Origin of the sequence: Mesorhizobium cantuariense (assembly GCF_042647205.1) — a bacterium.
Classification (GTDB): Bacteria; Pseudomonadota; Alphaproteobacteria; order Rhizobiales; family Rhizobiaceae; genus Mesorhizobium; species Mesorhizobium cantuariense.
The window spans coordinates 7246494-7267605 of the sequence record NZ_JBHRVD010000001.1 but is presented as its reverse complement, the minus strand read 5'-3'; the positions used below and the strand labels follow the sequence as shown (position 1 = coordinate 7267605).

Genomic DNA, 21112 nt, shown 5'->3' with positions numbered 1-21112 from the left:
CCTCCAGTATGAAGGTTGAATCAGAACAAAGGTGATTTGGGAATCCCACGACTCTTACAAATCCCATCCCGCTCTAGGGCATATACACATCTCGCAAGGCCCAACCATCGGCACAGGCACGGAAGTAGGCCAAGCCGTTGTAGAAGGTGATAGGGCCTGGTGGCCTTGAGGAGGCATAACCGTTCCAGCCGCCGAGCCTTGCGATGATCCAGGCCGCCCATGCGAGTGAGTTTTTGGGGTAGGGATTGGATTGCAGCCGCGTCTTGCCCTTGAAGCGTGTCTCGATCGCCGAGAGCGTATCGATCTCGTTGGACGTGAAGGCGAGGCTCGCCTGTTGATCGCCTTGGCCATTGCGGGCCTGCACGAGCTGCATGACGATGATGGCGGCCTTGGCGGCGATGGCGACGAGCTTTTCCAAGCGCGCGGCCGATTGCAGCTGGCTGTCTTCGATCTTCAAGCCTTGGCTCTTCATCACCCGGAAGAACTGCTCGATGACCCAGCGCTGCTTGTACCAGTCGACGATCTGCCAGGCCTGGGAGGGTGTGGCCACCGCATGGGTGGTCAGCAGCAGCCAGTGAAGCGGCTCCACGTCGGCGGGCGCAGCCGTCTCGATGACTTCGACCCAGCGCAGCGTCACGCCTTTGGGCAGGTCGGCCTCGCGCAGGTTGCCCGGCCGCCGGATCGTGGCTTCGCCAAAGCGCAAGCAAAGCTCGGCTCGACGCGCCGGGCGGTCGGCCCGTTCGCGCAGCTCGATCACCTGGGTGTCACTGAACGCCACCTCCTGCACGGCACGGCGCAGCGTTGTGCCCGAAAGCAGTGCGCGGTCATGCATGACGCGTGTCAGCACGTGGAAAGAGCCATCCGGCACACGCGCCCACATCATATAAAAGTCACTCTCACGATCGGCGATGAAAGTGACCATACGGGCCCGGGCCAGCACTGGCTTGGCCGCTTGCGCGGTTTCGACCCAGCGGCACGATTCCTTCTCGCTCAACGAGCGATCAGCGTGCGGTGGCAGCTCTTCATCGCCCCGTGTCCAAACCCGCCCGCCCACAAGACCAAGGCAAGAACCGCGCTCGGCATCAAGGGCGAGCATCGGATGCAGCAGCATGCCCCAGCAATTGCCCTTCTTGATCCTGCCAAGATCGCGCCGGTTGTCCTGCGTCGTTGGGAATCTGATCTCGCTGGTGTCTTGCAGCGCCAAAACATGCCGGCCGTCCACTGCAACCCGCGTCGGTTGGCTCCAGCCTTCAATCACCCGCTCGACCGTCACCGCATCATTGCCGAGAAAGCGCCCATAGCGGATCTCCTCGGAATGGTTGCCGCCAGAAAGCTGGCGCAAGCACACCGTTTCGCGCAGCACCATGCCTTGGAGCAGCGACGCCCCCCTTTATCGAGGCGGCGATCTCCAAACAAACCTAATGACCACGACGGGCACGACATCGGCGACAATCCTTGCAAATCAGACCGTCGCAGAAAAAATCATACCTCAGGCATTCGCGGAATCCGACCCAGCCAAGGCGAGTCAATCCGCCGCACCGAGATATGTATATGCCCTAGCCGATCGACGGGGGAGAGGAAGGCGCGAGCTTATCACAGCCGGTGCCCTTCCTCTCCCTCCGGAGGGCCACAAGGGGGAGGGTGAAGCGCGCGCTACCCGCTCACCTTGAAGAAATCGACGAAGGCCCGAAGCGCCGGCCGCATCTGGCGGCGGCTGGGGTAGTAGACGAAGAAGCCGTCGAAGGACGGACACCAGTCCTCCAGCACGCGGATCAGCCTGCCGTCGGCGAGCGGGGCGCGGACATAGTCCTCAAAGACGAAGGCAAGTCCGGCGCCGTCGACCGCCGCCTGGGCGATCAGATGATCCTCGTCGAGGATCAGCGGTCCCTCCACCGCCATCTCGATCGTCTCGCGGCCTTTCTCGAATTCCCAGCGGTAGAGGATGCCGCTGGAGAAGCGGAAGCGGATGCAGCGGTGGTCGGCCAGGTCGCGCGGGTGGCGCGGCTTGGGGCTCGCCTCGAAATAGACCGGGGCGCCGACCACCGCGCCGCGAAGGTCCGGCCCGATGCGCACCGCGATCATGTCGCCCTGCAGGCTCTCGCCTAGCCTGACGCCAGCATCGAAGCCGCCTTCCACCACGTCGGTGAAGCGGTCCTCGATGACGATCTCCAGCACGATGTCGGGATAGGCCGCCGCAAAGGCGCCCAGCCGCGGCGTCAGCACCAGATGCGCCGCCGTGCGCGGCACGCTGAGCCGCAGATTCCCGGCAGGCCGGTCGCGCGCCTCGACCGCCGTCTCCAGCGCCAGGTCGATCTCCGACAGCGCCGGCCGCAATCGCTCGAGCAGTTGCGCGCCCTCCTCGGTCGGGGCAACGCTGCGCGTGCTGCGGGCCAACAGGCGCACGCCAAGCCGTGCTTCCAGGCTGGAGACCGCGTGGCTGACCGCCGAAGGCGCGATGGCCAATTCCCTGGCGGCTCCGCGAAAGCTGCCGCATTGGGCGACGGTTGCCAGCACGGCCAATTGGGAAAGATGCGCGCGATTCATTGATCTATCTTTTAGAACAGCCCGTGCAAATGAGAGCCGATTATCGAACACAAGGCAAGGCGTTATCTCTCCTCCATCGCAACAAGGAGACGCGTGATGCAAACCCGCAAGCTAGGAACTGAATTGAACGTCTACCCCGTCGGCCTCGGCTGTATGGGCATGAGCTTCGCCTATGGTGGCCAGGCGGAAGCCGATGCGATCGCCACCTTGCACCGCGCCGTCGAGATCGGCGTCAATTTCTTCGACACGGCGGAAGTCTATGGCCCCTACGAGAATGAGATCCTGCTCGGCAAGGCGCTGAAGCCGGTGCGTGACAAGGTCACCATCGCCACCAAATTCGGCTTCAAGATCCTGGAGGAAGGTGCCGGCATCGACCGCATGGCCGGTGTCGACAGCCGTCCCGAGCACGTCAAGGCGGTGGCTGAGGCCTCGCTGAAGCGGCTCGGCACCGACGTAATCGACCTCTACTACCAGCACCGCGTCGACCCCAGCGTGCCGATCGAGGACACGGTCGGCGCCATGGCCGAGTTGGTGCGCGAGGGCAAGGTGCGGGCGCTGGGTCTTTCGGAAGCGAGTGCCGCGACCATCCGTCGGGCGCATGCCGTGCATCCGATATCAGCCGTGCAAAGCGAATATTCGCTGTGGAGCCGCGACCCGGAAGACGAGGTGTTCGCTGTCTGCCGTGAACTCGGCATCGGCTTTGTTCCCTACAGCCCGCTCGGTCGTGGCCTGCTGACCGGCACAATCGCCAAGCCCGAGGCATTGAGCGACGACGACTGGCGCCGCGGCCTGCCGCGCTTCCAGGCAGATGCGATGGCCGCCAATGCCGCTGTCATCGCCACGCTGGAAAAGATGGCGGCTGAAAAGGGCGTGACCTCGGCGCAGCTGGCGCTGGCCTGGGTGCTGCACCAGGGCGATTTCATCGTGCCGATCCCCGGCGCGCGAAAGATCCGCCATTTGGAGCAGAACACCGCGGCGGCCGGAATCGCGCTGAGCGCGGCGGAGGTGCAGGCCATTGGTGACGCGCTGTCGCCCGACAAGGTCGTGGGCAAGCGCTATACGGAGGAGTTGCTGGCGCTGGTGAATGGGTGAGTGAGCTTGCCGAGAGGGGCGCTTCGGCGGCGCCCCTCTTTCATGCGCCGGGCGATGCAGAAAGTTACGAAAAGTCGGCGCGAAGCACCCCCCTCTGTCCTGCCGGACATCTCCCCCTCAAGGGGGGAGATTGGCAGCTTCGGTGTCTCGCCTACTTTACGCCGTTGGCAATTGGCGAAGGCGGAGGAGCGCCAATCTCCCCCCGTGAGGGGGAGATGCCCGGCAGGGCAGAGGGGGGTGCTTCGCGCTAACATTCCCAACCTACCAAGGCACCACCGAAATCTCCGGCCAATTCTCCCTCGCCCTCGCCCCCTTCACCTCATGCGTGCGCTGGTTATCCATCACCCGGTTCGGTGTGATGCGGAACGAAAAAACATCATCCAGCCCGAACGGCGCCACCAACACCAGCTGCCCATCCGCATCATACCGCACACCCACCGCATGGGTCTTCGACGCGAAACAGCTGACGGATTCGCTGGAACTCGTATAGCGCGGACAGGGTTGCCCGAACTTCTGTGGATACCACAGATGCACCCGCGCCTGGTTGCGCACCTCGACCGGCAGCGGCAGCCCTTCGAAATGCGTCGCCGCCCGGCGGATCACCGCGTCCTCGGCCTCGTAGGAGAGGTCGCTATCATCGAAATAGAACAGGTCGACATCCCTGATACCGTAGCCCGGAGGCTTGCCGGTCAGATGGTTCCAGACGCTGTTATAGAGCGCGCCGGAAACTACGAGCCAGTCTAGCAGCGCCAGCGCACGCACGCGCGCCAGCGTTTCGGCAAGCAGCGGGTCAGCCGCGACGATCCTCAGGAACGCCGCGCGCTGTTCTTCGAAAGGAAGGCCGGAATAGCGCAGATGGTCCATCGCCCTTTGGAGGGCGATTCGCCATCTGATCGCAAGTCTTAGCCGCGCAGAACGCCACCGGTCTGCTTGCCGACATTCTCGACGATGCGCTTGGCCAGCGCCTCGAAATCCTCGTCGGTCAGTGTCTTTTCAACCGGCTGGATCGACACTTCGATGGCGATCGATTTCTTGCCCGCGCCGAGCGACGCACCTTCGAAAATATCGAAGACCGAAACGCCTGATATCAGCTTCTTGTCGCCGGCAAGGGCGGCGCGGACCAGCGTGCCGGCTTCGACCGACTTGTCGACGACGAAAGCGAAGTCGCGCTTGACCGCCTGGAAGGCGGAGAGTTCCAGCCTGGGCTTGGTTTTCGTCGGCTTGGCCTTCGGCTCGGGCACGGCATCGACGAAGACTTCGAAGCCGCACAGCGGCCCGGAAACATCGAGCCCCTCCAGCGTCTTTGGATGGAATTCGCCGAAGGTGCCGAGCACGGTTTTCGGGCCGAGCTTGATCGTGCCCGAACGGCCAGGATGATACCAGGCCGGACCGCCGGCCTCGATCTGCAGTCGCTCGACCGGCGCACCGCAGGCTTCCAATGCGGCGATCGCATCGGCCTTGGCGTCGAACACGCCGACCGGGCCTGAATTGCCGGCCCAGTTGCGGCCGGAGCCGTCGAGCTTGGCGGTGCCGCGGCGCACGCCGGCGGCCACGCGCCGCTGCTGGTCGGCGCCGTCGCCCTCATAGGTGCCCGACACTTCGAACAGCGCCACGTCGCCGATACCCTTGTCGGCGTTGCGCTGGGCAGCAGCGATCAGCCCCGGCAGCAGCGACGGCCGCATGTCGGACATGTCGGCGGCGATCGGGTTGGCGAGCTTCAGTGCCGTCTGGCCACCGCCGAACAGCTCGGCATGTTTGGCCGGAATGAACGACCAGGTGACGGCCTCCATCATGCCGCGCACGGCAAGCGCGCGCTTGGCGGTGCGGGTGCGGACCTGCAGTGTGGTGAGTATTTTTGCGTTGACCGCGTCATGCGCGCCGAGCGGCTGCGGCGCGATGTTGTCGACGCCGTGGATGCGCATGACCTCCTCGACCAGGTCGGCCTTGCCGTCGACATCGGGCCGCCAGGACGGCACGGCGACGTTGACGACATCGCCCGACCCCTCGGGCTTGAAGCCGAGGCGCGACAGGATATCGAGGCTTTCCGCCTTCGGCACCTCGATGCCGGTCAGCCGCTTCACTTCCGAAAGCGGGAAGGAAACGATCTTCGGCTTGTGTTCGGTATAGCCGGCCACTTCGATCTCGGTCGGCGTGCCGCCGCAGAAATCAAGCACCAGTTTCGTTGCCAGCTCGACGCCGGGCACCATGAATTCAGGATCCACGCCACGCTCGAAGCGGTAGCGCGCGTCGGTGATGATGCCGAGCGTGCGGCCGGTGCGGGCGGTGGTGATCGGATCCCAAAGGGCCGATTCGATCAGCACGTCCGATGTGTTCTCGTCGCAGCCCGAATGCTCGCCGCCCATGATGCCGGCGATCGACTCGACGCCATTGTCGTCCGCTATGACGCACATTTCCGGCGTCAGCGTGTATTCGCGGCCATCGAGCGCCTGCACCTTTTCGCCATCGCGCGCGCGCCGCACGGTCAGATTGCCGGCGACCTTGCTGGCGTCGAAGACGTGCAGCGGCCGGCCGCGATCGAAGGTGACGTAATTGGTGATGTCGACCAGTGCGCTGATCGGCCTGAGACCAATGGCGATCAACCGCTGCTGCAGCCATTTCGGCGACGGGCCGTTCTTGACCCCCTTGACCAGCCTGAGCGCAAAGCCGGGGCAGAGTTCCGGCGCCACGATCGTCACCTTGACCGGACACATGCCGTTGCCGACATGGGGCATGATGGCGCCACCGAAGAGGCGGCCAAGCCCGCTCGCCGCCAGATCCCTGGCGATGCCGTAGACGCTGGTGGCATCCGGCCGGTTCGGCGTCAGGTTGATCTCGATGACCGGATCGTCGAGGTGGGCGTAAGCCGCGAAGCTGGTGCCGACAGGCGCATCCTCAGGCAGGTCGATGATGCCGTTGTGTTCGTCGGAAAGCTCCAGCTCGCGCTCGGAACACATCATGCCATGGCTTTCGACGCCCCTGATCTTGCCGACCGTCAGCGTCACGTCAATGCCGGGCACATAGGTTCCGGGCGCGGCAAAGGCGCCGATCAGGCCGGCCCGTGCATTGGGCGCGCCGCAGACGACCTGCACGGGTGGCTTGCCGTCGCCCGTATCGACGGTCAGCACGCGCAGCCGGTCGGCATCGGGGTGCTGAACCGCCGTCAGCACCCTGGCGATTACGAAGGGTTTCAGGCTCGACTTGTCGTCGACATGCTCGACTTCGAGGCCGATCGAGGTCAGCCGCTCGACGATCTCGTCAAGCGTGGCGTCGGTCTCGAGATGATCCTTGAGCCAGGAGAGGGTGAATTTCATGGGACTGTTCCGTCTGGTCTTTTGACGCTTGTTTTCAGATGTCTCGGCAGGTCGTCGGACATATGCAGGAAGGCAAGCTGCTCGCCGACATAGGCATGCTGCGTGGGCTCAAAATCGGCCGGCATGTCCATGGCGCCGAGCATGAAATAGATGTCGTCCTCCAGCCGCTCGTCGACATAGGCGATGGGTGAGCCGCAAATGCCGCAGAAGGAGCGCGTCACCGGACCGTTCTCGAACATCTTCAGCGCCTTGCCGGTGAACGCGACCTGATCGACCAGGAAGCCGACAAAGGCCGAGACCGGCGCGCCGCTGGCCCGCCGGCAATCGCCGCAATGGCAATAGCTGACGTGGTGCGGTTCGGCCAAGGCCTCGAACCGCACGGCGCCGCAGCGGCAGCCGCCGGTGTGCGGCGCTGTCATGCGCTTAGGCCCCCGAACAAAGTCGGCATGTCGAGCGGCCGGAAGCCGTAGTGCGACAGCCAGCGCACGTCAGCGTCGAAGAAGGCGCGCAGGTCCGGCATGCCGTATTTCAGCATGGCGATGCGGTCGATGCCCATGCCCCAGGCAAAGCCCTGATACTCGTCCGGATCGAGCCCGCCATGGCGCAGCACATTGGGATGCACCATGCCGCAGCCGAGAATCTCCATCCAGTCGGAGCCTTCGCCGAAGCGCACTTCGCCCGGCCTGGAGCGGTCGCACTGGATGTCAACCTCTAGGCTCGGCTCGGTGAACGGGAAGAAGGACGGGCGGAAGCGCATCTTGACCTGCGGCACCTCGAAGAAGGCCTTGCAGAACTCCTCCAGAACCCACTTCATGTTGGCAACGTTCGCCGTCTTGTCGATCACCAGCCCCTCGACCTGATGGAACATCGGCGAGTGGGTAGCGTCCGAATCCTGGCGGTAGGTCTTGCCGGGGATGACGATGCGGATCGGCGGCTTCTTCGTCTCCATGGTGCGGATCTGCACAGGCGAGGTGTGCGTGCGCAAAAGCTTGCGCTCGCCCTTCTCATCCGGCTGGAAGAAGAAGGTGTCGTGCATCTCGCGCGCCGGATGGCCTTCGGGGAAATTCAGCGCGGTGAAATTGTAGTAATCGGTTTCGATATCCGGCCCTTCGGCGATGGAGAAACCGAGATCGCCGAAGATCGCCGCGATCTCGTCGATGACCTGGCTGATCGGATGGATGCGGCCGCGCTCGGCCGGCGACTGCCGCACCGGCAGCGTCACGTCGACCTTCTCGGCGGCGAGGCGGGCGGTGATCGCCACGTCTTTCAATTCAGCCTTGCGGGCCGTCAGCGCGTCGGCGACACGGTTCTTGAGGCCGTTGATAACAGGACCCTTGACCTGCCGCTCCTCGGCGGTCATGGCGCCAAGTGTTTTCAGCATCTCGGACACGGTGCCCTTCTTGCCGAAAGCAGCGATGCGCACCGCCTCGATGGCCGGCTCATCGGCGGCCGACGCGATGTCGGCCAGAAGGGAATCTTCCAGGGCTTCAAGATTTCCAGCAGTGGCGTTCACGGCGAAGCTCTCTCGATCGGGCGACCGACACCATTTTGGTTCGTCGTCACCATTTTGGTTACATCAGGGTCAAAAAAAGAACCCACGCCAGCCGTGCCAGCGCGGGTTCCCCAAATCAGAATTGCAAATGCTTGGGAAGCGCTGGTCTTAGGCGACAGCGCTTTCAAAAGCGTTCGGTGTGGTGTTCTTCAGATATTCGAGCGCCACCTTGGCCTTGGCGACCAGGGCTGCGAAAGCCTGCGGCTCGTGGATGGCCATGTCCGACAGGATCTTGCGGTCAATCTCGATGCCCGACTTGTTGAGGCCGTCGATGAAGCGGCCATAGGTCAGGCCATGCTCGTGCGTCGCGGCGTTGATGCGCTGGATCCACAGCGCGCGGAACGAGCGCTTGCGGTTCTTGCGGTCGCGATACGCGTACTGCATCGACTTTTCCACCGCCTGCTTGGCGATGCGGATGGTGTTCTTGCGGCGGCCGTAGAAGCCTTTGGCGGCTTTCAGGACCTTCTTGTGCTTGGCGTGCGAGGTGACGCCTCTTTTTACGCGTGCCATGTCATGATCTCCTTAAAACGTGTCCGGACCGAATGCCTTAGAGGCCGTTCGGCAGAAAATTCTTGATGACCTTCTTGCCATCCGGTTCAGCCAGAACCATCGTGCCGCGGGCATTTCGAATGAACTTGTTGGAACGCTTGATCATGCCGTGACGCTTGCCGGCCGCAGCCGACAGTACTTTACCCGTACCTGTGATCTTGAACCGCTTTTTGGCGGCGGACTTGGTCTTCATCTTGGGCATTTTGCTACTCCGTCTAGTTGGCGCACTATCGCGCTTCTTGTTCGCTTCGGGCCGACCAAAGCCCGAAAAGCAAATGAAACCGCCACGGCATGCCCTGCCGGGCGGTTTTCTTGAACGGCGGTCCTATACGTCAAAGACGGCCCGCGCGCAACACCTGTAGAGACACCTGTAGAGATGCGGCGCTGCGTCCTTGGTCAGGGGAGCGTGAACAGCACCGGCAATATGCCCGACTGCTGGGCGCCGTCGATCAGTTCGAAGGCCGGCAGCGCGACGAGGAACACCAGGCCGTCGAGCAGCGTGGTCAACAGCAGGCGCGGCTTGAAGCTGCCCGTATCGCCCTCCTGGTAGAGCGACAATTTCGGGAAGAAGCGCGGCACCCGCGCCAGATAGGCCTGATACGGCGCGCCGAGCGCCTCCTTGAGGAATTTCTCCTCGCGCAGGATGACGATGTGGAAGGCGCCCGCGCACAAAAGCCCGAAGAGAATGATGCCGGAGAACGAGCCGATCTGCGCGCCGACGCCGGCCGCAGCCACGGTCGAGAACACATAGAGTGGGTTGCGGGTGATCGAGTAAGGCCCGCCGGTCACCACCTCGGACGATTTGCGCCCGCCTATGTAGAGCGTCGCCCAAAGGCGCCCGACGATGCCGAGGAAAATCAAGAGCACGCCGAACATCTCGATCGACTCATGCACCCAGGTTTCAGGCGGGAAGGTCGATTGGCCAAATAGCAGCGCTGCGAACAGCACGGCCACGAGCCCGGCAAGCACCACCCTGCGCGTATGCTGGTAGTTACCCAGCCCGTATTTGAGTTCTTTGTCCAAGGTTGGAATCCGATCGTCGAAGAGCTTTGCCGGCGGTCGCAGCTTTGGCCCAAGGAAAAGGCGTCCCGCCGATCGCCGGGACGCCTTGGGATGTGATTCAGGCGGATTTAAGCGCGGTAGCCAAGCCTGACGTCATCGTGATCTCAGAGACTGTTTGGAAATTCTACTCCGGCGGCCATCTGGAGGCGTTTTCTGCGCTTCCCCGTTCTACTGCGTCGACGCAGTAGAACTGAGCTCGCGGACCCAAATGTCCGCTGCGCTCCGGTTCTCGAAACCACCACCACCTGGCTCGCCAGAGCGAATTTCGAAACAGTCTCTCAGGTGCGTTGATATTCAGCACACCTTAGCGCGGCGACAGCACCATCATCATCTGGCGGCCTTCGAGCTTCGGTTCCGCTTCGACCTTGGCGATGGTCGCCACTTCCTCGCGGACCTTATTCAGAAGCTGCATGCCGAGTTCCATATGCGCCATTTCGCGGCCACGGAACCGCAGCGTCAGCTTGACCTTGTCGCCTTCCTCGAAGAAGCGGCGAACCGCCTTCATCTTGGTCTCGTAGTCATGGCTGTCGATGTTCGGGCGCATCTTGATCTCCTTGATCTCGATGACCTTCTGGTTCTTGCGCGCCTCGGCCGCCTTCTTCTGGTTGGCGTATTTCAACTTGCCGAGATCGAGGATCTTGACGACGGGGGGCACCGCGTTGGGTGATATCTCGACGAGATCGAGCCCAGCCTCTTCGGCGAGCAGCAATGCGTCGTTGATGGAAACATCGCCGCGGTTCTGGCCTTCGGCGTCGATAAGCTGGACCCGGGGAACCCGGATGTCACGGTTGGAGCGCGGGCCATCCTTGGTCGGCGCCGCTGCTTTGAAAGGTCTGCGAATGGTCGTGGTCTCCTTGGCCGTTTCGTTCGGGGTTTGTCAGTGTTGATGCGTGGACGCGCCAATGTGGTGAGCGCGCGGGCGGAGTCAATAGCACAGCATTGACAGAAAATCACCCTGATCACTGCCCTGCACCAAACAAAGAACATAGTGAGCACTTTTCGCCACGCCACCGGCTGTGTCACAAGACCTGCTTGAGGAAAAAGCCATGACTGCCACGCCCCCAATCTTTCTGGATGTAGATGGATCGCGCATCGCGGTGCGCCATACGGCAGGTGATACGCCGGGCATCGTCTGGCTCGGCGGCTACAAGTCCGACATGCTGGGCACGAAGGCTCAGACGCTGTCGGACTGGACGGCAAGAGAAGGTCGCGCCTTCCTGCGCCACGACTATTCCGGCCATGGCGAATCCGGCGGCGCCTTTGCCGGCGGCACGATTTCGACATGGCTTGCGCAGAGCCTTGCCGTGTTCCGGCATTTCACCAAGGGCAAGCAGATCCTGGTCGGCTCCTCGATGGGCGCCTGGATCGCGCTGCGCATGGTGCAAGACTTGCGCAAGGCAGGCGATAGCAACGTCGCTGGCCTGGTGCTGCTGGCGCCGGCGCCGGATTTTACCACTGAGCTGGTCGAACCGGTGCTGACCAGGGCGCAAAAGCGCGACCTCACGGAGAAAGGCTTCTTCGAGGAACCCTCGGACTATTCCGCCGAGCCTTACATCTACACACGTGCGCTGATCGAGGACGGGCGCAACAACAGGGTAATGACCGGCCCGATCGACACCCATTGCCCTGTGCACGTCTTGCAAGGGCTGGCCGATGCGGACGTGCCGGCAGCCCACGCTTTGAAGCTGGTCAGTCTGCTACCTGCCGACGACGTGACACTGTCGCTGATCCCCGACGGCGACCACCGCCTGTCGCGGCCGCAGGATCTCGACATGCTGGTGCGGGCCGTCGATGCGATGGCGCAGAGGGGAAACTGATGCGCCTTTCCATTCCGATATCCGCCTTCGTCGCGGCAATCGTCGGCTTCGGCGGCACGCTGGCCATTGTCATCGCCGCGGCCAACGCAGTCGGCGCGACGCAGATCGAGACGGCGAGCGGCGTGACTGCGATCTGCCTGGCCATGGCGATCGAGTGCCTGTGGCTGTCCTGGCGCACGAAGATGCCTGTCATCACCGCGTGGTCGACGCCAGGCCTGGCGCTGGTCGCCGCATCCAGCGGCTTTTCGATCGGCGAGGCCGTCGCCGCCTTCATCGTCACCGGCATCCTTCTGATCGCCACCGGCTTGTTCCGGCCCCTGACGAAATTGATCTCCAGGATACCGCCCTCCGTCGCCTCGGGCATGCTGGCCGGCATCGTCGTCACCTTCGCCATCAATGCGGTGAAGGCCATTCCCGCCGATCCCTGGCTGATCTTGCCGCTGATCGCGACCTTTTTCGTCATCCGCCTGTTCAATCCGGCGCTGTCAGTGCTGGCGGTTCTGGTCGGCGGTGGCCTTGCCGCCTTCCTGACCGGCCGCGTCGGCGGCCTGCCGACACCGGAGCTGTCGACGCTGACGCTGATTGCGCCTGATTTCACCATCAAGGCGATGATCGGGCTGGCGCTGCCGCTCTACCTCGTCACCATGGCTTCGCAAAACCTGTCGGGCCTCGCGGTGCTGCGCGCTGCCGGCTATCACCCGGAGCCCGGCCCGCTGATCAGCGTCACCGGCCTGTTTTCGCTGCTGTCGGCGCCTTTCGGCGCCGGGACCACCAATCTGGCGGCGATTTCGGCGGCGATCTGCACCGGGCCGGACGTCCATCCCGACCCCGCCGAACGCTGGAAGACCGGGCCGTTCTATGCGCTCGCCTATCTCATCTTCGCGATTTTCGGCGCTTCGCTGGTGGCGATCTTCGCAGTGCTGCCGCAGAGCCTGATCGTGCTGGTGGCGGGTCTCGCGCTGATGGCGCCGCTTGCCAACGCCCTGTCGATCGCGCTCAAGGACGAAGGTCACCGCATGGCCGCCACGGTCACCTTCGCCGTCACCGCTTCGGGTTTGACGCTTTTCGGCGTCGGCGCGGCGTTCTGGGGCCTGGTCGCAGGGGTGGTCGTGCTTTTCCTCGAAGAACTCAAAATGCGACAATCATTTCAGCCGCTTGTCCGGATTTTGCGGGCATTGTCCTGAATCGCCGTCTTCCCCCTTCCCCATCTCGCTTCCACATGGCCCACCGCAACGTGCTGCGGCAGGCGGGATAGTCGTCAGAAGTCACCTGCGACGCCCTGCAGGCGTTCAGCCATTACGAAACGTATAAGCATAGCCGTTGATGGCCGGAGCGCCGCCAAGGTGGGCGTAGAGCACCTTCGAGCCTTCGGGGAAATAGCCCTTCCTCACGAGGTCGATCATGCCCTGCATGGATTTTCCTTCGTAGACAGGATCGGTAATCATGCCTTCAAGGCGCGCGCACAGGCGGATCGCTTCCTTCGTCTCCTGCGAGGGCACGCCGTAGACCGGGTAGGCATAATCCTCGATGAGGATCACATCGTCTTCATTGAGTTCCTTGCCGAGTTCGACCAGCGTCGCCGTGGTCCGCACGATATCCAGCACTTGCGCCTTGGTCTGCGCCGGGGTGCAGGATGCGTCGATGCCGATCACATTGCGCTCGCGACCGTCCTTGGCGAAGCCGACCACCATGCCGGCATGGGTAGAGCCGGTGACGGTACAGACGACGATGTAGTCGAAGGCAAGGCCGAGTTCCTTCTCCTGCGCGCGCACCTCTTCGGCGAAGCCGACATAGCCCAGGCCGCCATATTTATGCACCGAAGCCCCGGCCGGAATCGGATAAGGTTTGCCGCCTTTGGCTTTCACGTCCGCGATCGCCTGTTCCCAGCTTTCCCTGATTCCGATGTCGAAGCCCTCATCGACCATCTGGACATCGGCGCCCATGATCCGGCTCAGAAGGATATTGCCGACGCGATCATAGACGGCGTCCTCGTGGGGCACCCAGCTTTCCTGCACGAGGCGGCATTTCATACCGATTTTCGCTGCGACGGCTGCCACCATGCGCGTGTGGTTGGATTGAACGCCGCCGATCGAAACCAGCGTGTCGGCGTTTGAGGCGATCGCGTCCGGGATGATGTATTCGAGCTTGCGCAGCTTGTTGCCGCCGAAGGCGAGGCCGGAATTGCAATCTTCCCGCTTGGCGTAGAGATCGACCTTCCCGCCGAGATGAGCGCTGAGCCGATCCAGTTTCTCGATATAGGTCGGTCCAAATGTGAGCGGATAGCGTTCGAACTTCTCCAACATGAGAAATCCTCCTCTGATTGTGATTTTGATGCTGGAAACACTATCATTTTTCTCTTGAAAGGTGCTCTCTAAGATCGAGCGGAAAATGCCCTAAATCTAACCTCCTGACGACAGAATGTTATATTTCTTCGATAAAATTCCTCAACAATGGAAGAATCTTCCATGAAAGTGACGCTCGATCGGATCGACCTCAAAATGTTGCGCCTGCTCCAGGACAATGGGCGGTTGACCAATGCGGAGCTGGCGCAGTCGGTTGTTGTCAGCCCGGCGACGTGCCACCGCCGCACGCAACGCTTGTTCGATGAAGGCTACATCAGCCACGTCAGGGCAGTGGTGACGCCGCGGAAGGTCGATAGAGGCGCGCTGGTGATGGTTGGCGTCGTCCTCGACCGCTCGACCCCGGAAAGTTTCGCGGAATTCGAGAAGGCAGTCGCGAAGCTGAAATTCATTCTTGATTGCCATCTGGTGGCAGGTGACTTCGACTATTTTCTGAAGATCAGGGTCGGTGACATGGCGGATTTCAACCGGATCCACGGGGATCAGTTGATCGCATTGCCCGGCGTTCGCCAGACGAGGACGTTCTTCGTCATGAAGGAGGTCGTCGACAACGCGCCGCTGGATTTTTGAAAGGGATGGGTCCCGGCCGATGCATCAAACCATTGTACCGCCGGCGGCATTGCCACTGTTCTTCATGCTTGGTCGTGCCTTTCCTCGAAGTGCTCAAAAAGCGATAATCATTTCAGCCGCTTGTCCGGTTTTGGCGGACATTGTCTTGAATCGCCGTTTTCTCCTTCCCATTTCGATTCCACGCAGCCGGGTTTGGCTGTCTCCAACCGAAGGAATGGGAGAAAATGAACACATCTGCATTGATCCGTCCGGCCTGGACGCCGGCGACCATCGCGTTGATGGTTGTGGGTTTCATGGTGTTCTGGCCACTCGGCTTCGCCATGCTTGCCTACATCATCTGGGGCGATCGTCTCGACGGCTTCAAGCGTGACGTCAACCGCGCGACCGACGGCATCTTCGCCGGCTGCCGTCGCGGTTCCGACAAGGCCGCGCGCTGGGGCAATGGCTCCGCCCGCACCGGCAACGTCGCTTTCGACGACTGGCGCGAAAAGGAACTTGAGCGCCTGAACGAAGAGCGCCGCAAGCTCGACGAGATGCTGACCCAGTTCGACGAGTATGCCCGCGAATTGCGCCGCGCCAAGGACCAGGACGAGTTCGACCGCTTCATGGCCAACCGCAACAAGCCGACGGCGCCGACGAAGACCGAGCCGAGCACCGGAACGACGACCACCAAGCGTGGCAAGGGCTCGAACCTGCTTGACGACTGAGCCTAAGCGACAGGCCCGATCGTGAAAAAACGGCGTCGCGCGAGCGGCGCCGTTTCTTTTTTGTTCTATTCGTTTTCCTCGAATCACGTATCGTTGAGCCATGTCTTTCGGCTTCTTCCGCAATCTGACAAAGCCCAAGCCCGCGCCTGTCGAAGAGCGCGAGCACGTCGTTGCCGGCCGCTCATTGCCGCTCAAGATCGTCGAGAACGACCGCGCAAGGCGGCTGACGCTGCGCATCGATTCCGGTGGCCGGGGCCTGCGCATAACCGTGCCGCCCGGCCTGCGCCGGGGCGAGGTGGAAAAATTCCTCGACCGTCATCAGGACTGGCTGGAACAGCGGCTGGCCAAGGTTCCGGCGCGGCCACAGGTGCGTCCGGGTATCAAGATTCCGGTGCGCGGCGTGGCGCACCGCATCGTCCATGAGCCTTCAAAGCGAGGCACCGTCACCGTGTCTAGCGACGAGCGCGGCCCGCTGCTGATCGTGCATGGCGACCGCATACATCTGCCGCGCCGCATCGCCGATTTCCTCAAACGCGAGGCGAAGAAGGAGATCGAGAAGCTGGTGCTGAAGCACACCCAGGCGCTGGGCAAGCGCGCCAAGGCCGTCCGCTTCAAGGACACGTCAAGCCGCTGGGGTTCTTGCACCTCCGACGGCAATCTGTCGTTTTCCTGGCGCATCATGATGGCGCCGTCGCCGGTGATCAATTACCTCGTCGCGCATGAAGTGGCGCATCTCAAGGAGATGAACCACGGCCCGAAATTCTGGAAGCTGTGCGAACAGCTCTGCCCGGACACGGAGCGCTGCAAGGCATGGCTGAAGCGCAATGGCGGCGCGCTGCAGGCGATCGCGTTCGAGTAGGCGGCGGTGTGGGCGGAGAAAAAAGCCGTCTGTCGCGATCCTTCACACCCCCCTCTGGCCTGCCGGCCATCTCCCCCGCAAGGGGGGAGATCGGCAGTTTCGGCGCTGCGTTCGTTCTTCCAATGTTGAAGATTGGCGAAAGCGGTTGAGCGCTCAATCTCCCCCCCTTGCGGGCATATGCGCTAAGATAGGTGTTGCAGTGGGGAATCGGTTGTGATTCTACGCTGCGATGACTCACGAATCGCTTGTAGATGACGGCTGGGCCGAGACGATTGAGCTCCTCGGCGGTGAAGAGTTGATTGCAGGGAGTGCCCGCGAGACGAAGGCGTTTCTGCGGCCGCGGGGCGTCAGGTCGGCTACTGATCTGTTGCGCCTGACACTGGCTTACTGCCTTGGCAAGGTGGGCATGCGGGGCGTCGTGGCCTGGGCGGCGGCAAGCGGGATCGCCGACATCTCGGACGTGGCGTTGCTCGGCCGGCTGCGCAATGCAGGGCCGTGGCTGCAGCAGTTGATCGGGCACCTTTTGAAGCGCGAGGAGGAAGGCTTGCCTAAGGGCCGGCTGATCCGCATCCTCGATGCGACATCGGTTGCCAAGGCGGGTGTGCATGAGAAGAAGAACAATGGCCTTTGGCGTATGCACTGCGCCTTCGATCTTGAGCGCGAGCAGTTCGATTTCCTCGAGATCACCGACCAGAGCGAGGCCGAGCTGATCGACCGCGTGCCGGTGGTGCCGGGCGAGATCCGCATCGGCGACCGCGCCTATCTGCAGGCCGAGCGGATCGCAAAGGTCATGGCGCAAGACGGCGACGTTGTCGTGCGCGCGCCGTGGAAGAATGTGCGATGGCTCGACGCCAACGGCAAGGCGTTCGATCTCATCGGCCACCTGAAGAGCTGCCGGGAGGAGGTCATCGAAACGCCTGTCTGGCTGGGCCTCAAGAAGGGCGAGCCCCTGAAGATGCGCCTGATCGCCTTGCGCAAATCCGAGGCTGCGACACAAGAAGCGCGGCGCAAAATCAACAAGGAAGCCAAGGCCAAGGGCAAGCAGGTTCAACCGGAGACGCTGATTGCCGCCGGCTTTGTCATCCTTGTGACCTCGCTTGACCAGGAGGAGTTTCCCTCCGGCACAGTTCTCAAGCTCTATCGCATGCGCTGGCGCATCGAGCTCGCCTTCAAGCGTCTGAAGAGCCTGATCGGACTGCGCGCGCCTCCAGCCAAAGACCCAAGGATCGCAAAGCCTTGGATTCTTGCCCACTTCCTCATCGCGCTTGTGACCGAACCCCTTTCGCAGGAGTTGGGTGTCTCTCCCCCTTGAGCGACGGGCGCCCGCTGCTGTGGCGCGCCACCCGCCAGATCGTCGCCTCTCTGATCGCAGCGATCTTTGCTCAACCTCCCTTGGCAGCCCTGCGCCAAAATCTCCATGCCTTGCGACATCGATGGCGTGAGCCACCACGAAAGCGCAAATTTCAGTCCATGCCGAAGCTATCTTAGCGCATATGCCCTTGCGGGGGAGATGGCCGGCAGGCCAGAGGGGGGTTGCTGTCCCGCCAGCGTCACATATTCAAAGCAGATCAATCATCATTCGCCGCATTCAGCTCCTCCGGCCTTAACCCCTCGTCTCCATGATGCGGCCACGGCAAAAAGTTGCCGTCGAAGGCATCGCTGGCGAAATAGTCGAGCGCGCGGTGTGCCTCGGCGCCATTGAAGGCGGCCTTGTCCATCAGGTGGGCGATGACCTCGCGCGCCTGCGCGATCTTCTGCCTGAGTTCGGCAACGGTTCTGTCGGCCATGATCGTGCTCCCGCCTTGCATCCTGTCCATCCATAGGTAGCGCCTTTGGTCGTGCCGGCAAACAGCATGCTTTTTCTCGACTCTTTTCGCTTTTCATGCCAATTCCCGCGCCATGGCACTCGACATCAAGATCTGCGGCTTGAAGACCGATGCGGCAATGGCCGCGGCGCTGGCCGGCGGCGCCAGCCATGTCGGGTTTATTTTCTTCGCCAAAAGCCCACGCTATGTCGAACCGGCCGAGGCTGGTCGTCTGCGCCAGGCAGCGCGCGGCGAAGCGATGGCGGTTGCTGTCACCGTCGATGCCGGCGACGCCTTCCTGGATGAAATCGTTGCGAAAATGCAGCCAGACATGCTGCAGCTGCACGGCGCGGAAACGCCAGAGCGGGTGGCCGAGGTCAAAACCCGCTATGGCCTGCCGGTGGTGAAGGCGCTGCCGCTCAGCGAGGCTGCCGATCTCGAACGGATAAAGCCATTCATCGGCATATCAGACCGGTTCCTGTTCGACGCCAAGCCGCCGAAAGGCTCAGAACTGCCTGGCGGCAATGGTGTTGCCTTCGACTGGCGCATTCTCGTCGGCCTTGACGGCGGCGTCGATTACATGCTTTCCGGTGGGCTCAACGCCGCCAATATCGGCGATGCCCTTCGGCTTGCCAACCCGCCCGGAATAGACATTTCCTCAGGCGTGGAAAGCGCGCCGGGCGTCAAGGATCCGGCGCTGATCGAACAGTTTTTCCGGGCCGTCAGGGCCGCGCGGAACACCCGCGCAGCCTGAGCGTGCTGTAAACGACAAGCCAGGAGATCGGCGATGGACAAGCCGGCGACACCCAATTCCTTCCGCACCGGACCCGACGAACAGGGCATGTTCGGCATTTTCGGCGGTCGTTTCGTTGCCGAAACGCTTATGCCGCTGATCCTTGATCTCGAACGGAACTGGAACGAGGTCAAGAACGATCCGGATTTCAGGGCTGAACTGACCGACCTTTCGACCCATTATGCCGGACGGCCGTCGAAACTTTACTTCGCCGAGGGGCTGACCAAACATCTTCGTGGGGTTTCCTCGGCGAAGGGCCTCGGGGGCGGCGCAAAGGTCTATTTCAAGCGCGAGGATCTGAACCACACCGGTTCGCACAAGATCAACAATTGCCTCGGCCAGATCCTGCTGGCCAAGCGCATGGGCAAGAAGCGCATCATCGCCGAGACCGGTGCCGGCCAGCACGGCGTGGCCTCGGCCACGGTCGCGGCCCGCTTCGGCTTTCCCTGCGTCGTCTATATGGGCGCCACCGACGTTGCCCGGCAAAGCCCCAACGTCTTCCGCATGAAGCTGCTCGGCGCCGAAGTGCGGCCGGTGACCGCCGGTCACGGCACGCTGAAGGACGCCATGAACGAGGCGTTGCGCGACTGGGTGACCAATGTCGAGGACACCTATTATTTGATCGGCACCGCCGCCGGCCCGCATCCCTATCCGGAGCTGGTGCGCGACTTCCAGTCGGTGATCGGCATCGAGGCGCGCGCGCAGATCCTCGAACAGGAAGGCCGGCTGCCGGACACCATCATCGCCGCTGTCGGCGGCGGCTCCAACGCCATCGGCCTGTTCCATCCGTTCCTCGACGACAAGGAGGTGCGCATCATCGGCATCGAAGCCGGCGGACGCGGCCTCGACGGCATCGAGCATTGCGCCTCGATGAATGCAGGAAAACCCGGCGTGCTGCACGGCAACCGCACCTATCTCCTGCAGAATGCCGACGGCCAGATCATGGACGGGCATTCGATCTCGGCTGGCCTCGATTATCCCGGCGTCGGCCCGGAGCATTCCTGGCTGCGTGATTCAGGCCGTGTCGAATATGTGCCGGTCCTCGACGACGAGGCGCTGGAAGCGTTCAAGCTGACGACGCGCGTCGAAGGCATCATCCCTGCGCTGGAATCGGCGCACGCCATCGCGCATGCGGTGAAGATCGTGCCTGCCATGGACAAGGACCAGATCGTCATCGTCAACCTGTCCGGCCGTGGCGACAAGGACGTGCATACCGTAGCCTCGATGCTGGGCATGGAGATCTGATCATGGTGACCCGCATCGACCGCCGCATGGCGAAGCTGAAGACCGAGGGCCGCCCGGCGCTCGTCACCTATTTCATGGGCGGCGACCCTGACTACGACACCTCTTTGTCGATCATGAAGGCACTGCCTGGCGCTGGCGCCGACGTCATCGAGCTCGGCATGCCGTTCTCCGATCCGATGGCCGACGGCCCGGCGATCCAGGCGGCGGGCCTCAGGGCGCTGAAAGGCGGCCAGACGCTGGTCAAGACGCTGAAGATGGCGGCGGACTTCCGCGTTGGCGACAATGAGACGCCGATCGTGCTGATGGGCTACTACAATCCGATCTACATCTATGGCGTCGACCGCTTCCTCAAGGATGCGATTGCCAGCGGCATCGACGGGCTGATCGTCGTCGACCTGCCGCCGGAGATGGACGAGGAACTGTGTATTCCGGCGCTCAAGGCCGGTATCAATTTCATCCGGCTGGCGACACCGACCACCGACGACAAGCGCCTGCCCAAAGTGCTGCAGAACACGTCCGGCTTCGTCTACTATGTGTCGATGACCGGCATCACCGGCTCGGCGCTGGCCGACACCGGCAAGGTGGCGGCGGCGGTCAAGCGCATCAAGGGCCATACCGACCTGCCGGTCTGCGTCGGCTTCGGCGTCAAGACCGCCGAGCAGGCGCGGGTGATCGGCGCCAATGCCGACGGTGTCGTCGTCGGCACCGCGATCGTCAATGCGGTGGCCAATGTGCTGGGACCGAAGGGCGAGAAAACCGCCGACCCGGCCGAAGCCGTCGCCACGCTGGTCAGCGGCCTTGCGCAAGGTGTGCGCTCGGCCCGCCTTGCTGCTGCCGAATAGTTTC

22 protein-coding genes are annotated in these 21112 nt (G+C 62.7%); 10 read left to right on the top strand and 12 right to left on the bottom strand.

The annotated features are described in order from the left end of the window. Positions 1–73 precede the first annotated feature (73 nt). Positions 74–1366, bottom strand: a complete 1293-nt coding sequence (locus tag ACFOJ9_RS35580) for an IS4 family transposase (RefSeq protein WP_378986344.1) — start codon at positions 1364–1366, stop codon at positions 74–76. Positions 1367–1653: 287 nt separating this feature from the next. After that, complete coding sequence (locus ACFOJ9_RS35575; RefSeq protein ID WP_378986342.1) at positions 1654–2544, bottom strand: LysR family transcriptional regulator; 891 nt, start codon at positions 2542–2544, stop codon at positions 1654–1656. A gap of 96 nt (positions 2545–2640) precedes the next feature. On the opposite strand from ACFOJ9_RS35575, the gene ACFOJ9_RS35570 reads away from it, so the two are divergent. Then, positions 2641–3636 (top strand): aldo/keto reductase, encoded by a 996-nt coding sequence (locus tag ACFOJ9_RS35570; RefSeq protein ID WP_378986340.1) that lies wholly within the window; start codon positions 2641–2643, stop codon positions 3634–3636. A gap of 261 nt (positions 3637–3897) precedes the next feature. Here the strand turns inward: ACFOJ9_RS35570 and ACFOJ9_RS35565 are convergent, their stop codons facing one another. The 8 genes from ACFOJ9_RS35565 to infC form a co-directional block, all read right to left on the bottom strand. Further along, entirely contained in the window at positions 3898–4500 is a 603-nt protein-coding gene (locus ACFOJ9_RS35565; protein ID WP_378986338.1) for a nucleotidyltransferase family protein, read from the bottom strand. Positions 4501–4538: 38 nt separating this feature from the next. Then, positions 4539–6947: a phenylalanine--tRNA ligase subunit beta gene (gene pheT, locus ACFOJ9_RS35560; protein WP_378986336.1), complete on the bottom strand. Its 2409-nt coding sequence runs from the start codon at positions 6945–6947 to the stop codon at positions 4539–4541. Next, complete coding sequence (locus ACFOJ9_RS35555) at positions 6944–7366, bottom strand: GFA family protein (RefSeq protein WP_378986334.1); 423 nt, start codon at positions 7364–7366, stop codon at positions 6944–6946. Before ACFOJ9_RS35555 ends, pheT begins: the two co-directional genes overlap by 4 nt. Further along, positions 7363–8460 carry a phenylalanine--tRNA ligase subunit alpha gene (gene pheS, locus ACFOJ9_RS35550; RefSeq protein WP_378986332.1) on the bottom strand — a complete coding sequence of 366 codons (1098 nt, stop codon included), beginning with the start codon at positions 8458–8460 and terminating at the stop codon, positions 7363–7365. The genes ACFOJ9_RS35555 and pheS overlap by 4 nt, the downstream gene beginning before the upstream one ends. Before the next feature lie 147 nt (positions 8461–8607). After that, the gene (rplT, locus tag ACFOJ9_RS35545) at positions 8608–9009 is read right to left on the bottom strand and encodes a 50S ribosomal protein L20 (protein ID WP_023672281.1); all 402 of its coding nucleotides are present in this window, start codon (positions 9007–9009) and stop codon (positions 8608–8610) included. A 37-nt stretch (positions 9010–9046) separates the two neighbouring features. Next, positions 9047–9250: a 50S ribosomal protein L35 gene (gene rpmI, locus ACFOJ9_RS35540; RefSeq protein ID WP_006201248.1), complete on the bottom strand. Its 204-nt coding sequence runs from the start codon at positions 9248–9250 to the stop codon at positions 9047–9049. A 194-nt stretch (positions 9251–9444) separates the two neighbouring features. After that, complete coding sequence (locus ACFOJ9_RS35535; RefSeq protein ID WP_378986330.1) at positions 9445–10071, bottom strand: methyltransferase family protein; 627 nt, start codon at positions 10069–10071, stop codon at positions 9445–9447. Positions 10072–10414: 343 nt separating this feature from the next. Further along, positions 10415–10951 (bottom strand): translation initiation factor IF-3, encoded by a 537-nt coding sequence (gene infC, locus ACFOJ9_RS35530; protein ID WP_013528312.1) that lies wholly within the window; start codon positions 10949–10951, stop codon positions 10415–10417. Positions 10952–11156: 205 nt separating this feature from the next. Between infC and ACFOJ9_RS35525 the strand changes: the two genes are divergently transcribed. Together ACFOJ9_RS35525 and ACFOJ9_RS35520 are read left to right on the top strand one after the other, a co-directional pair. Continuing rightward, on the top strand, positions 11157–11927 hold the full coding sequence (locus tag ACFOJ9_RS35525) for an alpha/beta hydrolase (RefSeq protein WP_378986328.1): 771 nt from the start codon (positions 11157–11159) through the stop codon (positions 11925–11927). Continuing rightward, positions 11927–13111, top strand: coding sequence for a benzoate/H(+) symporter BenE family transporter (locus ACFOJ9_RS35520; RefSeq protein ID WP_378986326.1), 1185 nt, complete (start codon positions 11927–11929; stop codon positions 13109–13111). Before ACFOJ9_RS35525 ends, ACFOJ9_RS35520 begins: the two co-directional genes overlap by 1 nt. 105 nt (positions 13112–13216) lie before the next feature. Here ACFOJ9_RS35520 and ACFOJ9_RS35515 read toward each other — a convergent pair whose 3' ends face one another. Next, on the bottom strand, positions 13217–14230 hold the full coding sequence (locus ACFOJ9_RS35515) for a 1-aminocyclopropane-1-carboxylate deaminase (RefSeq protein ID WP_378986324.1): 1014 nt from the start codon (positions 14228–14230) through the stop codon (positions 13217–13219). A gap of 162 nt (positions 14231–14392) precedes the next feature. On the opposite strand from ACFOJ9_RS35515, the gene ACFOJ9_RS35510 reads away from it, so the two are divergent. The 4 genes from ACFOJ9_RS35510 (at position 14393) to ACFOJ9_RS35495 (ending at position 17735) form a co-directional block, all read left to right on the top strand. Then, positions 14393–14857 (top strand): Lrp/AsnC family transcriptional regulator, encoded by a 465-nt coding sequence (locus ACFOJ9_RS35510; protein WP_378986322.1) that lies wholly within the window; start codon positions 14393–14395, stop codon positions 14855–14857. Between the two features lie 224 nt (positions 14858–15081). After that, positions 15082–15564 (top strand): DUF2852 domain-containing protein, encoded by a 483-nt coding sequence (locus ACFOJ9_RS35505; protein WP_378986320.1) that lies wholly within the window; start codon positions 15082–15084, stop codon positions 15562–15564. 100 nt (positions 15565–15664) lie between these two features. Next, the gene (locus ACFOJ9_RS35500; protein ID WP_378986318.1) at positions 15665–16423 is read left to right on the top strand and encodes a M48 family metallopeptidase; all 759 of its coding nucleotides are present in this window, start codon (positions 15665–15667) and stop codon (positions 16421–16423) included. Between the two features lie 229 nt (positions 16424–16652). Beyond that, the gene (locus tag ACFOJ9_RS35495; protein ID WP_056580349.1) at positions 16653–17735 is read left to right on the top strand and encodes a transposase; all 1083 of its coding nucleotides are present in this window, start codon (positions 16653–16655) and stop codon (positions 17733–17735) included. A gap of 256 nt (positions 17736–17991) precedes the next feature. Here the strand turns inward: ACFOJ9_RS35495 and ACFOJ9_RS35490 are convergent, their stop codons facing one another. Beyond that, positions 17992–18210, bottom strand: coding sequence for a hypothetical protein (locus ACFOJ9_RS35490; RefSeq protein ID WP_378986316.1), 219 nt, complete (start codon positions 18208–18210; stop codon positions 17992–17994). A 112-nt stretch (positions 18211–18322) separates the two neighbouring features. Here ACFOJ9_RS35490 and ACFOJ9_RS35485 point away from each other — a divergent pair, with 112 nt between their 5' ends. The 3 genes from ACFOJ9_RS35485 to trpA are packed head-to-tail and all read left to right on the top strand — an operon-like array spanning position 18323 to position 21108. Then, positions 18323–18982 carry a phosphoribosylanthranilate isomerase gene (locus ACFOJ9_RS35485; RefSeq protein WP_378986314.1) on the top strand — a complete coding sequence of 220 codons (660 nt, stop codon included), beginning with the start codon at positions 18323–18325 and terminating at the stop codon, positions 18980–18982. 33 nt (positions 18983–19015) lie between these two features. Further along, a complete protein-coding gene (gene trpB, locus ACFOJ9_RS35480; protein WP_378986312.1) occupies positions 19016–20266 on the top strand; it encodes a tryptophan synthase subunit beta in 1251 nt (416 codons plus the stop codon). A 2-nt stretch (positions 20267–20268) separates the two neighbouring features. Continuing rightward, entirely contained in the window at positions 20269–21108 is an 840-nt protein-coding gene (gene trpA, locus ACFOJ9_RS35475) for a tryptophan synthase subunit alpha (protein ID WP_378986310.1), read from the top strand. Positions 21109–21112: the final 4 nt, after the last annotated feature.